The sequence below is a fragment of the Mycobacterium sp. E2699 genome (assembly GCF_001666745.1).
Taxonomy (GTDB): domain Bacteria; phylum Actinomycetota; class Actinomycetes; order Mycobacteriales; family Mycobacteriaceae; genus Mycobacterium.
This window is the reverse complement of the sequence record NZ_LZJH01000077.1, coordinates 94298-106626: the sequence shown is the minus strand read 5'-3', so window position 1 is coordinate 106626 and position 12329 is coordinate 94298. Positions and strand designations below refer to the sequence as shown.

9 protein-coding genes are annotated in these 12329 nt (G+C 68.0%); 5 read left to right on the top strand and 4 right to left on the bottom strand.

The genetic code is table 11. The annotated features are described in order from the left end of the window. Positions 1-6 precede the first annotated feature (6 nt). From rplT to infC, 3 genes are all read right to left on the bottom strand, one after another. A complete protein-coding gene (gene rplT, locus A5696_RS12400; RefSeq protein ID WP_067878574.1) occupies positions 7-402 on the bottom strand; it encodes a 50S ribosomal protein L20 in 396 nt (131 codons plus the stop codon). Positions 403-457: 55 nt separating this feature from the next. Beyond that, entirely contained in the window at positions 458-652 is a 195-nt protein-coding gene (rpmI, locus tag A5696_RS12395) for a 50S ribosomal protein L35 (RefSeq protein WP_066911302.1), read from the bottom strand. A gap of 72 nt (positions 653-724) precedes the next feature. Beyond that, positions 725-1333: a translation initiation factor IF-3 gene (gene infC / locus A5696_RS12390; protein WP_082956203.1), complete on the bottom strand. Its 609-nt coding sequence runs from the start codon at positions 1331-1333 to the stop codon at positions 725-727. Positions 1334-1784: 451 nt separating this feature from the next. On the opposite strand from infC, the gene lysX reads away from it, so the two are divergent. From lysX to A5696_RS12365, 5 genes are all read left to right on the top strand, one after another. Continuing rightward, entirely contained in the window at positions 1785-5111 is a 3327-nt protein-coding gene (gene lysX / locus A5696_RS12385; RefSeq protein ID WP_197516960.1) for a bifunctional lysylphosphatidylglycerol synthetase/lysine--tRNA ligase LysX, read from the top strand. A 76-nt stretch (positions 5112-5187) separates the two neighbouring features. Continuing rightward, entirely contained in the window at positions 5188-6708 is a 1521-nt protein-coding gene (locus tag A5696_RS12380) for an alpha/beta hydrolase family protein (RefSeq protein ID WP_197516959.1), read from the top strand. Between the two features lie 98 nt (positions 6709-6806). Beyond that, the gene (locus tag A5696_RS12375; RefSeq protein WP_067878566.1) at positions 6807-7490 is read left to right on the top strand and encodes a TetR/AcrR family transcriptional regulator; all 684 of its coding nucleotides are present in this window, start codon (positions 6807-6809) and stop codon (positions 7488-7490) included. 101 nt (positions 7491-7591) lie between these two features. Then, positions 7592-9718, top strand: coding sequence for an Rv1355c family protein (locus tag A5696_RS12370; protein ID WP_067878562.1), 2127 nt, complete (start codon positions 7592-7594; stop codon positions 9716-9718). A gap of 68 nt (positions 9719-9786) precedes the next feature. Continuing rightward, positions 9787-11670 carry a bifunctional diguanylate cyclase/phosphodiesterase gene (locus A5696_RS12365; RefSeq protein WP_067878559.1) on the top strand — a complete coding sequence of 628 codons (1884 nt, stop codon included), beginning with the start codon at positions 9787-9789 and terminating at the stop codon, positions 11668-11670. A gap of 19 nt (positions 11671-11689) precedes the next feature. Here the strand turns inward: A5696_RS12365 and A5696_RS12360 are convergent, their stop codons facing one another. Then, complete coding sequence (locus A5696_RS12360; RefSeq protein WP_067879160.1) at positions 11690-12289, bottom strand: class I SAM-dependent methyltransferase; 600 nt, start codon at positions 12287-12289, stop codon at positions 11690-11692. Positions 12290-12329: the final 40 nt, after the last annotated feature.

Here is a 12329-nt window from a genome sequence, read left to right as displayed (position 1 = left end):
CGTGCGTTAAGCGGCTTCTCCCGAATCCGACGGGGCGTTGACGTCGTCGGGCAGGGCCGCCCGGGCGACCTCGACCAGCGCGGTGAACGCCGCCGGATCGGTGATCGCGATGTCGGCGAGGTTCTTGCGGTCCACCTCGACGCCGGCGGCCTTGAGGCCCTGGATCAGCCGGTTATAGGTGATGTCGTTGGCGCGGGCGGCCGCGTTGATGCGCGAGATCCACAACTTGCGGAACTCGCCCTTGCGCGCACGGCGGTCGCGGTAGGCGTAGTTCAGCGAATGCAGCTGCTGCTCTTTGGCTTTGCGGTAGAGCCGGGATCGCTGGCCGCGATAGCCTTTCGAGGCCTTCAGGACGCTGCGCCTCTTCTTGTGGGCGTTGACCGCCCGCTTCACGCGTGCCATTGGATGTTCCTACTCTCGTTCAGGCAGTGAATGTTTCAGGGTCTGGAGCGGCCACTCAGCCGTTGAGCAGCTTGTTGACGCGCTTGGTGTCGTTGGCTGCCACCACGGTGCGGCCGTCGAGCCGCCGGGTGCGCTTGGTGGGCTTGTGCTCGAGCAGGTGGCGCCGATTCGCCTTCTGGCGCACGATCTTTCCGCTTCCGGTGCGCCTGAACCGCTTGGAGGCCCCGCTGTGTGTCTTGGCCTTGGGCATGTTTCCTCTACTACTTTCTCGGACGGGTCTCTCGTCCTGGCTCGTACTGCTTGTCCTGCTCGTGCTGTCAGGTCAGTTGGGCGACGGATTCGTCTCCGCCGCTGCGTCGGAGTCCGCCGCCGCACTGCCCGCCGGTCCCTCGGGATGCCGCGCCCTGGCGCGCGTCTTCGCGCCGCGGTGCGGTGCCAGCACCATCGTCATGTTGCGGCCGTCCTGCTTGGCGGACGTCTCGACGAATCCGTAATCGGCGACGTCGGCGCCCAGCCGCTGCAGCAATCGGTAGCCCAGCTCGGGCCGCGACTGCTCACGTCCACGGAACATGATGGTGACCTTGACCTTCGATCCCGCCTCCAGAAAGCGGATCACGTGGCCCTTCTTGGTCTCGTAATCGTGATCGTCGATTTTGGGTCGCAGCTTTTGTTCTTTGACGACGGTCTGCTGCTGGTTCCGGCGGGATTCGCGCGCCTTTTGCGCCGCCTCGTACTTGAACTTGCCGTAATCCATGATTTTGCAGACCGGCGGCCTGGCGTTCGGGGCAACTTCGACGAGATCGAGATCGGCGTCCGCGGCGACGCGCAGTGCGTCTTCGATGCGCACTATGCCTACCTGCTCCCCTCCCGGGCCGATCAATCGGACTTCAGGTACGCGGATGCGCTCGTTGACGCGGGTCTCAGTGCTGATGGGGCCTCCCTTGTTGGGCTTCTGGTTCTCCGGTGGCGGCCACCGCCCACGCCCGTCGGAGATTCAGCGGTGGAAACACCACACCACCAGCAAAAAAGCCCCGCACACGCAGGGCCCAATGCCGACCGATCACGGCTTGAACGCATCAAGCCGACCGCGCTATCCGCGGAACGGGCATCGACGATGCCCGTGACCGGACCGTGTCGCCGGGGACGGGCGCAAGACCTGTCTCGTGGCTAGCGGTGGGAGTGGGACTCCACTTACTGTTCCCCGGCGTTCACCGGGATGGTCGCAGCCCATAGTTTAGCAGCCATCTGGCGTCTTCCAGCACGTCCGCGGACGGCGCGCACGCGCGCGGGGTGCGAAGCTCCGGCAAACCGGGTAACTCCCCCCGGTGGCTCTTGGCGCTTCGTCAGGATTTTCATGGTTTGAAGGCATATCCTCGCGGTCTGTGACTGTAGCTACGTCCCGCTTCGGCCCGCGTTCGGGCAGCCAGCCGAACTCCCGGTATCGGTGGGTACCGGCGGCCGCGGGCTGGACGGTCGGCATCATCGCCACCCTGTCGCTGGTCGCGAGCGTGTCGCCGCTGGTCCGGTGGTTGATCAAGGTCCCGCGCGAATTCATCAACGACTATCTGTTCAACTTCCCCGACACCAGCATCGCGTGGTCGTTCGTGCTGGCGTTGCTGGCCGCGGCCCTGACCGCGCGCAAACGCATCGCCTGGGTGCTGCTGCTCGGCAACATGATCCTCGCCGCCGCGCTGAACGCCGCCGACATCGCCGCCGGGGACAACACCCCGGCCGAGTCCTTCGGCGAGAACCTCGGTTTCGCCGTGCACATCGTGGCGATCGTGCTGCTGCTCCTGTCCTATCGCCAGTTCTGGGCCAAGGTCCGCAGGGCCGCACTGTTCAAGGCGGCCGCGGTCCTGGTCACCGGGTGGGTGATCGGCATCCTGGTCTCCTGGGGTCTGGTCGAGATGTTCCCGGGCACCCTGGCGCCGGACTCCCGCTTCTGGTACGTGGTCAACCGGGTCGTCGGGTTCTCCATCGTCGACCCCGACGCCTTCACCGGACGCCCGCACGTCCTGCTCAACGCCGTCTTCGGGCTGTTGGGCGCGCTCGCACTGATCGCGGCGACGATCGTGCTGTTCCAGTCGCAGCGCGCCGACAACGCGCTCACCGGCGAGGACGAATCGGCGATCCGCGGGCTGCTCGAGCTGTACGGCAAGAACGACTCCCTGGGCTACTTCGCCACCCGCCGCGACAAGTCGGTGGTGTTCGCGCACAGCGGCCGGGCCGCCGTCACCTACCGCGTCGAGGTCGGCGTCTGCCTGGCCAGCGGCGACCCGGTGGGCGATCCGAGGGCGTGGCCGCAGGCCATCGACGCGTGGCTGGGGCTGTGCCAAACCTACGGCTGGGCGCCCGGGGTGATGGGCGCGAGTTCCCAGGGCGCCCAGGCCTATCGCGAGGCCGGCCTCAACGCCCTGGAGTTGGGCGACGAGGCCATCCTTCGGGCGGCCGACTTCAAGCTGTCCGGCCCCGACATGCGCGGGGTGCGCCAGGCGGTGACGCGGGCCCGCAGGGCCGGGCTGACGGTGCGCATCCGTCGGCACCGCGACATCTCCGCCGACGAGATGGCCGACACCATTGCGCGCGCCGACGCCTGGCGCGACACCCAGACCGAACGCGGCTTTTCGATGGCGCTCGGCCGGCTCGGCGATCCCGCCGACGGCGACTGCCTGCTGGTCGAGGCGCTGGACCGCGACGGCCAGGTGGTCGCGATGCTGTCGCTGGTTCCCTGGGGAAGCACCGGCGTCTCGCTCGACCTGATGCGCCGTTCCCCGCAATCTCCCAACGGCACGATCGAGCTGATGGTCAGCGAGCTCGCCCTGAACGCGGAAACCCTTGGCATCATCAGGATTTCGCTGAACTTCGCCATGTTCCGGTCCGCGTTCGAACAGGGCGCCCAACTCGGTGCCGGACCGGTCGCCCGGTTGTGGCGCGGATTCCTGCTGTTCTTCTCGCGGTGGTGGCAGCTGGAGACGCTGTACCGCTCCAACATGAAGTACCAACCCGATTGGGTTCCGCGCTACGCCTGCTACGAGGACGCCCGGCTGATCCCGCGGGTCGGCGTCGCCTCGGCCCTCGCCGAGGGATTCCTCGTGTTCCCATTCAGCCGGCGCAGGACGCACACCGGGCATCACCCCGCCGTGCCGGCCAGGCTGGCCGAGTCCGGGCTGTTGCATCACGACGGGTCGGCGCCCGACGTCAGCGGGCTGCAGCGCGGGGCCACCGCCGCGGAGGAAGAGGAGTCGAGGTCCCGCCTTCCCGAGCAGGTGCGGGTGCGTCTGGCCAAGCTGAAAATCTTGCAGCGCAACGGCGTTGACGCCTACCCGGTGGGATCCCCGCCCAGCCACACGATCGCCGGCGCGCTGGATGCCGACGACCAGGAGACCGTGTCGGTGGCCGGGCGCATCTTGCGGATACGCGACTACGGCGGCGTGCTGTTCGCCCAGGTGCGGGACTGGTCGGGCGAAATGCAGGTGTTGCTGGACAATTCGCACCTGGAGCACGGCCGCACCGCCGACTTCACCGCAGCGATCGATCTCGGTGACCTGGTCGAGATGACGGGGCACATGGGCTACAGCAAGAACGGCACCCGCTCGCTGATCGTGCGTGACTGGCGGATGATCGGTAAGTGCTTGCGGCCGTTGCCCAATAAGTGGAAGGGGCTGACCGACCCCGAGGCACGGGTACGCACGCGATATGTCGACCTGGCCGTCAACCCGGAGTCGCGCGACCTGATCACGGCCCGCAGCAGCGTGTTGCGCTCGATCCGGGAAACGTTGTTCGCCAAGGGATTCATCGAGGTCGAGACGCCGATCCTGCAGCAGATCCACGGTGGGGCCACGGCGCGGCCGTTCGTCACCCACATCAACACCTATGACATGGACCTGTTCCTGCGCATCGCGCCGGAGCTGTACCTGAAGCGGCTGTGCGTCGGCGGCGTGGAGCGCGTGTTCGAGTTGGGCCGCGCGTTCCGCAACGAGGGCGTCGACTTCAGCCATAATCCCGAGTTCACCCTGCTGGAGGCCTACCAGGCACACGCCGACTACAAGACGTGGATCGACGGAGCGCGCGAGCTCATCCAGAACGCGGCGCAGGCCGCCAACGGCGAGCAGACCGTGCTGCGGCCCGGCGCCGACGGGCGCCTCGAGCATGTCGACATCTCCGGCGTCTGGCCGGTGAAGACGGTGTACGACGCGGTATCGGAAGCGCTCGGCGAGCATGTTCATCCCGAAACCTCGCTGGCCGCCCTGCGAAAACTCTCCGACGCCGTGCACATTCCCTATCGGGCTCATTGGGATGCCGGCGCCGTCGTGTTGGAGCTCTACGAACACCTGGTGGAGGACAAGACCGAGCAACCGACCTTCTACATCGACTTCCCCACCTCGGTATCGCCGTTGACCCGGCCGCACCGCAGCCAGCCCGGCGTCGCCGAGCGGTGGGATCTCGTCGCGTGGGGCGTCGAACTCGGGACGGCCTACAGCGAGCTGACCGATCCGGTGGAGCAGCGGCGCCGCCTGCAGGAGCAGTCGCTGTTGGCCGCCGGCGGCGACCCCGAGGCGATGGAACTCGACGAAGACTTCCTGCAGGCCATGGAATACGCCATGCCGCCCACCGGCGGGATGGGCATGGGCGTCGATCGGCTCGTCATGCTCATAACCGGCCGCAGCATCCGCGAGACGCTGCCGTTCCCGCTGGCCAAGCCGCACTGAACGATCCCCGAACCCCGGTCGGCCGCGTCGCGGACATCGACCGATAATGTTCCGGGGACGTTAACAATCCATCACAATGAGTCACGTGACCGCCACCGCGCCCTCAGCGCCCCTCGGGACGGCACAGATGCTGGCGAGTGGTCACACCTCCCTGATGCACGGCTGGCTGCCCACGACGATCCAGGTTGGTGCCGCGGTGGTGCTGGCGCTGGCCGTCGGCTGGCGGTCACGGCGCTGGCGGACCGTCTGGCTGCCGCTGGCCGGCGCGGTCGGCGGTGCCGCCGCCTATGTGACGCACTGGTACATCGTCGACCGCGGCCTGGCGGACGAACCGGCGCCGCCGGCGCTGTGGTTGTGGATCGCGCTGGCCGGGCTGGCCTCGGCCGTGCTGATTCTGGGCTGGCGCGGGGCCGGGCCGTGGCGGCGCGGCGCGACCCTGCTCGCGGTGCCGCTGTGTCTGCTCTGCGCGGCGCTGACGCTCAACCTGTGGGTCGGCTACTTCCCGACCGTGCAGGCGGCGTGGAACCAACTCACTTCCGGCCCCTTGCCCGACCAGGCCGACCGGGCCACCATCACCGCGATGGCCGCCAAGCGGGCCCGCCCACCGCACGGCAGCCTGGTCCCCGTGGTGATCCCTTCGGCCGCATCGCATTTCAAGCACCGCGGCGAATTGGTGTACCTACCGCCCGAATGGTTCACCAGGGGGTACCACCCGCTTGCGGGGGACAGCCCGCCGCCTGCGTTGCCGACCGTGATGATGATCGGCGGGCAGTTCAACACGCCCGCGGACTGGACGCGGGCGGGCAACGCCGTCAAGACCATCGACGACTTCGCGGCCACACACGCCGGCAAGGCGCCGGTGCTGGTGTTCGTCGACTCCGGAGGGGCCTTCAACAACGACACCGAATGCGTCAACGGCGTTCGCGGCAACGCGGCCGACCATCTCACCAAGGACGTTGTCCCGTATATGGTCTCGACTTTCGGTGTCAGCCCCGACCGGTCCAACTGGGGAGTCGCGGGCTGGTCGATGGGCGGGACGTGCGCTGTGGACCTGACCGTCATGCATCCCGACATGTTCAGCGCGTTCGTCGACATCGCCGGTGACTTCTACCCCAACGCGGGGACCAAGGCGCAGACCGTCGCCCGGCTGTTCGGCGGAAACGCCGAGGCGTGGGCGGCGTTCGACCCGACCACGGTGATCAACCGGCACGGCCGGTACCGCGACGTGGCCGGCTGGTTCGCGATCTCGTCGGACGGGCCGCCGGCAGCGCGCCGCGACGTGTCGGTAACCGACGCGGGCGCAATGCGTCTCGTCAGCCGTGACGCCGCGGCCAACCCGGGCAACCAGACGGCGGCCGCCTACTCGCTGTGCGCGCTCGGCCACGCCAACGGCATCGACTGCGCCGTGCTCCCCCAGCCGGGCAAGCACGACTGGCCGTTCGCGGACCGGGCTTTCGCGGCCGCGCTGCCGTGGCTGGCCGGCCGGCTCGGCACCCCCGGGGTGAAGCGGATCCCGTTGCCGGCCGTTTCCGCCCCGCCCGCGGTGCCCGGCCAGGCGGTGGTCCCGGCCGAGCGTTCCAACACCGCAAGCAGGTAGCGGGCCGTCGCTACGCGTCGCCCGCTCCCCCGCCCCACACCGAAAAACGCTGGGCAATACCGGCTTCTGGTAAGTCGATATGCCGGTATCGCACCACGATGTGGGTATATTGTCGGGCCGTGGAACTCGGCCGGCTGTTTCCGTTCGATCCGCCTCCTCCGATCGAGCCGACGTCCAAGGAACGGATCCGCGACGCCGCGCTGAGCTGCTTTGCCGATCGCGGCATCGCCGCCACGTCGCTACGCAGGATCGCCGAGACCGCGGAGGTGTCGATCGGGCTGGTCCAGCACCACTTTCGCACCAAGGCCACGCTGACCGCGGCCGTCGATCAGTACGTGCTGCAGGTGGTCGGTGAGGCCCTCGCCCCCACGGCGCTGCCCGACCCGCCGTCCGACGGGCTCAGCGAGGCCGGGCGCCGGCTGACCGCCCTGATGGTCGAACGCCCGGACGTGATGACCTATCTCGGGCGCGCGCTCGCGGAGGGCGGCGCGTTCGGGTCGATCATCTTCAGCGGTCTGGTGGGCATCAGCGCGGCCCAGCGCGAACATTTCGTCGCGCAGGGCAATACGCAACCAGACCTCGACCCGGATTGGGCGGCGATCAACGTTGTCATCCTGCGCGTCGGCGCCGTCATTCTGCATCCCTACATCGAGCTCTACTTGGGCAAATCGTTCTTCAGCGAGGCGCAGCTGCGACGCTGGGACGCCTCGGTCACCGGCCTTCTCCGGCACGGCCTGTTCCTCGACGAAGAGCAGCCCCCGAACGGCGACACCACCGGATGACGCCGCGCTCGGCGACCGCGTTATCGCCAACGTCACATTTTCCGTCCGGGCGCAACATCTGAGCAGCCGGACCACCGATCAGGTGCTATACACGAAACACCATGGACGAGCACGAGAAAACCGCGTACACCGCGCAGATTCTCGACCCCGATGAGCCCGACGACAGTTCGTTGTTGCAACGGCTCCGAGCCGACCCCACGGTGGAATTCCTCGACCACCGGGACACCCAGCTGGCCAACCTGCGCAGCCTACGGCCGGCCCCGGATGCCGCGCTCCTCGCGGAAGGCGGCCGCTGGGCGTACTACCCGTGGCGGCGCGCGGCGGTGGCGATGCTCGGCCCGCGCGGATACCGCGCCGTTCGCCTGGACCGCAACCGCAACAACATCACGCCGCCCGAACAGGACCGGCTCGGCCGGCTGCGCATCGGCGTCGCCGGGCTCAGCGTCGGCCATGTCATCGCGCACACGCTGGCCGCCCAGGGATTGTGTGGCGGCCTTCGCCTGGCCGACTTCGACCACCTCGAACTGTCGAACCTGAATCGGGTGCCCGCCAGCGTGTTCGACATCGGCGTCAACAAGGCCTGTGTGGCCGCGCGCAGGATCGCCGAACTCGACCCGTACCTGCCGGTCGAGGTCGTCGACGCGGGACTGACTTTCGAGACCGTCGACGCGTTCCTGGACGGCCTCGACATCGTGATCGAGGAATGCGATGCGCTCGACATGAAGGCCGTGCTGCGGGTCGGCGCCCGCGCCCGCCGCATCCCCGTGCTGATGGCCACCAGTGATCGCGGGCTCGTCGATGTGGAACGTTTCGACCACGAGCCGCAGCGACCGATTCTGCACGGCCTGCTCGGCGACCTCGACATCGCCTTGCTTCCCGGCATGAGCAGCCGCGAAAAGGTGCCGCACGTCCTGCGTCACCTTGAGGCCGAACGGCTTTCGCCGCGGACGGCCGCGTCGCTGATCGAGATCGACCGCACGGTGTCGACCTGGCCCCAACTGGCCTCCGACGTCGTGCTGGGCGCGTCGGCGTTGGCGGAGGGCGTGCGCAGGATCGGGCTCGGCGAGGAGCTGCGCTCGGGCCGCACGCGCATCGACATCGCGGCGGCGCTCGACCAACTCGACGAACCCGACATGGCCCGCGGCCGTCCCGCACCGGCGGATCAGCCGGAGACGGCACAGCTGCCCGGGATACCCGGGCTCGTCGCCGCCGCCGCGATCCGCGCCCCCTCCGGGGGAAACGTGCAGCCCTGGACCGTTCGAGCCGGACCGGCCGAGGTCACCATCGACATTGCCGCGCAACACACTTCGACCATGGACGTCGCATTTCGTGCCAGCGCCGTCGCGGTCGGCGCCGCGCTCCTCAACGCCAGGATCGCCGCGGCGGCGCAGCACACCCTGGGACCGGCCACGCTCACCGAGCACGTCGATGGATCGCCATTGCGCGCCACCCTGAAACTGACCGACGGCACCGACCCCACCCTTGCCGACCTCTATCAGCCGATGCTCGAGCGCTGCACCAACCGCCGCCACGGCAGCCCCGAGCCGATCGACACCACGACCATCGAGGCGCTCACCGCCGCGGCCCAACGCGAAGGAGCCCGGCTGCGCCTGATCACCGAGCGGGGCGACATGGGCCATGCGGCAACGATTCTCGCCGCATCCGACCGGATCCGTTACCTGACTCCGCACCTGCACCAAGAGATGGTCTCTGAACTGCGCTGGCCGGGCGACGCCGACCCCGACACCGGTATCGAGGTGCGCGGCCTCGAACTCGATCCCGGGGATCTGGCACTCCTCGAGATCCTGCGCCGCACGGACGTCATGGCGCACCTCGCCCGATGGGACGCGGGCAGTGCGCTGGGTGAGGACGCACGCGACCGGGTACTGGCCAGTTCGGCGCTGGCCGTCGTCAGTGTGCCCGGACAGGAGCTGCGCGACTACGCCGCGGGAGGCGCGGCAGTCGAGCTGGTCTGGATCATCGCCCAGCAACGCGGGCTATCCATCCAGCCGGTCTCGCCGGTGTTCCTCTACGCGCGCAACCGGGCAGACTTCGACGAGCTGTCCCCCCGGTTCGCCGATCAGCTAACACAGTTGCAGCACGACTTCCGCGACCTGGCCGACATACCGCCCGACGAATCGATCGTGCTGGTATTACGGTTAACGGTCGCGCCACCAGCGTCGGTGCCGAGCCGCCGCAGCTTTGATCGGGTTCGGATGCTGAGTTGAGCGAATCATTGCTAGACGCGCTATGCAATGCGGACACCACGCACCAGTTACCGCTACGGTAAGGGGCAATGTCGGGCACTCTGGACCACCTGGTCACCGCCGCGGCCGCCGAATTGATGGCGGCCTCCGCGGCTGATTCCGCCACGATCAGCCAGCGGGTGCTCGGCTACCTGGTGAGCGAGTTGGGCGTGGACTTCAGCTTCCTGCGTCACAACGATCACACGATCCACGCCACGGTGCTGGTGGCCGAGTGGCCGCCGCGCAACGCCGACCCCGACCCGATCGGTGTGGTGTATTTCGCCGACGCCGACTCCGTCTTCGCACAAGCCGAAAATCTCAAAGTGCCCGAAGTCGTGCGTCCCGAGCCGGCCACCGCCGACTACCAACGCAACATCGACGAGGGCACCGGGTGGGGCGCTGTCTCCCTTGCCGCCGTGCCGCTGCTGTCCGGTGACGTGACGACCGGCACCCTGGCCTTCGGCAAGGTCGGCGACCGCGAATGGCTGCCGGAGGAGCTCAACGCGCTGCAGGCGATCGCCGCGCTCTTCGCTCAACTGCAGGCCCGCATCGTCGCCGAGGAGCAACTGCACTACCTCGCCGAGCACGACGACCTCACCGGGCTGCTGAACCGCCGGGCCCTCATCGCCTACCTCGACAAGCGGCTGGCCGAGGGCCAGCCGGGCGCCGTGTCGGTGGTGTTCCTCGCTCTGGACCGGTTCAAGGTGATCAACGAACGCCTCGGTCAGGATGCGGGCGACCGATTCATCGTGGCCTTCGCCGCGCTGCTGCGCGAAGCGGTCGACGTTCCCTCCGTGATCGCCCGCTTCGGCGGTGACGAGTTCGTCGTCGTCCCGGCCGCCTCGATGGACGTCGAAGCCGCCGAGGCGTTCGCTCAATCGATACACGCGCGGGTGCACCGTCAGGTCGTGATCGACGGCGAGATGCTGAGCCGCACCGTCAGCATCGGCGTCGCATCCGGTCTGCCCGGATCGGAAAGCACGTCGGATCTGCTGCGCCGGGTCGATCAGGCCACCCGCTCGGCGAAAAGCTCGGGCGGCAACAGGGTTTCGATCTTCAGTCCCGAGATGTCGCGAACGGACATGATCCGCAACGACATCGAGCTGTACCTGGAAGGGATAATCGACAGCGACAGCGACGCCTTGGTGCTGCATTACCTCCCGGAGTTCGACATGCGCACCGGCGAGATTCTCGGCGCCGAGGCGCTGATTCGTTGGCAACACCCGACACTTGGGCTGTTGATGCCGGACTCGTTCATCCAGGTGGTGGAATCGATCAACCTGGGTGCGAAGCTCGGCCGCCTGGTAATCCATTCGGCGTGCGCCCAATTCGGGCTCTGGCAATCACGCGGCGTCGGGCGCGGCGCCGTGCTGCGCATCAATGTCTCGCCCGTGCAGCTCGTGACGGAGGGCATCGTCGATACGGTCGCGACAACCCTGGAAGAGTTCGATCTCGATCCCAGCACCATATGCCTCGAGATCACCGAAAGCGTGGTGGTCCAGGACATCGACGCCACCCGGAAGACGCTGTTCGGGCTGAAGGACATCGGGGTACAGATCGCCATCGACGACTTCGGCACCGGCTACAGTGTGCTGACGTATCTGAAGTCTCTCCCCGTCGACGCACTCAAGATCGACAAGGGGTTTGTCCGCAATCTCGACACCAACGCCGGGGACCTGGCAATCGTGCGGTCGACGCTTGCGCTCGCCGACGCCTTCGGGCTCGAAGTCGTCGCCGAAGGCGTCGAAACCGTAGCCGCGGCCAAGACGTTGCTCGACCTGGGTTGCTATCGGGCGCAAGGGTTTCTGCTGTCCCGCCCGCTGGACAGCGCGGCGATGGAGTCGCTGCTCGGCAAGGGCGTCATACCGATGGACTTCTCCAACGCGACCGTTGCGCCGCAGACCGAACAGCCGGGGAGAAAGGGCGTTGGCTAGACCCGCAGCCGGTCGACGTCTAAGAGCGGCGTTGAAACAGGTAGTAGTACGTCGGGGTCTTCTCGTCGAGCTCCCGCTCGTCCCCGGTGGACAACAGCGTCCAGCCGGCAGCGAAGCGCCGCTCCATCTCGGGGCGGTCGATGCCCGGCACGCCGAACCTTCCGCCGGGAGGGAACGCGACGATGTACAGCCGCGCGTCGGGTGCCGCCACGGCGCTGACCTCGCGGACGTACGCCTCGCGGTCGGCGCCGCTCATGTTGTGGATGCAGCCGTTGTCGACGATCAGCTGGAAACCGCTACCGATCCCCTCGTGACTCAACCGCGTGACGTCGGCACGGGCGAAGTTGACCGATGCCCCGGCCGCGCGGGCCTTGGCGCGCGCCTTATCGAGCGGCTTCGCGACATAGTCCACCCCGGTGACCTTCCACCCGTGCTGGGCGAGGTAGACGGCGCAGTCGCCGGTACCGCACCCGACGTCGAGGGCCGAGCCGGTGGGCAGCGCCGGTGTGTTCGGGGTTCCCTCGACCAGATCCCGCAGGCCCTGCCCGATCGCATGGCCCTCCCAGGGTGTGAAGCCGATCCGGTAGAAGAGGCGAAATCGCGTGTGTCGAGAGGCCATAGCCGCAATCATGGCATTCCCGGCGACGCGCCACTCCCCG

Coding starts and splice junctions, on each gene's coding strand:
- rplT (WP_067878574.1), bottom strand. CDS start 402: ATGGCACGCGTGAAGCGGGCGGTCAACGCCCACAAGAAGAGGCGCAGC.
- rpmI (WP_066911302.1), bottom strand. CDS start 652: ATGCCCAAGGCCAAGACACACAGCGGGGCCTCCAAGCGGTTCAGGCGC.
- A5696_RS12380 (WP_197516959.1), top strand. CDS start 5,188: ATGAGTCACGTGACCGCCACCGCGCCCTCAGCGCCCCTCGGGACGGCA.
- A5696_RS12375 (WP_067878566.1), top strand. CDS start 6,807: ATGTGGGTATATTGTCGGGCCGTGGAACTCGGCCGGCTGTTTCCGTTC.
- A5696_RS12370 (WP_067878562.1), top strand. CDS start 7,592: ATGGACGAGCACGAGAAAACCGCGTACACCGCGCAGATTCTCGACCCC.
- A5696_RS12365 (WP_067878559.1), top strand. CDS start 9,787: ATGTCGGGCACTCTGGACCACCTGGTCACCGCCGCGGCCGCCGAATTG.
- A5696_RS12360 (WP_067879160.1), bottom strand. CDS start 12,289: ATGGCCTCTCGACACACGCGATTTCGCCTCTTCTACCGGATCGGCTTC.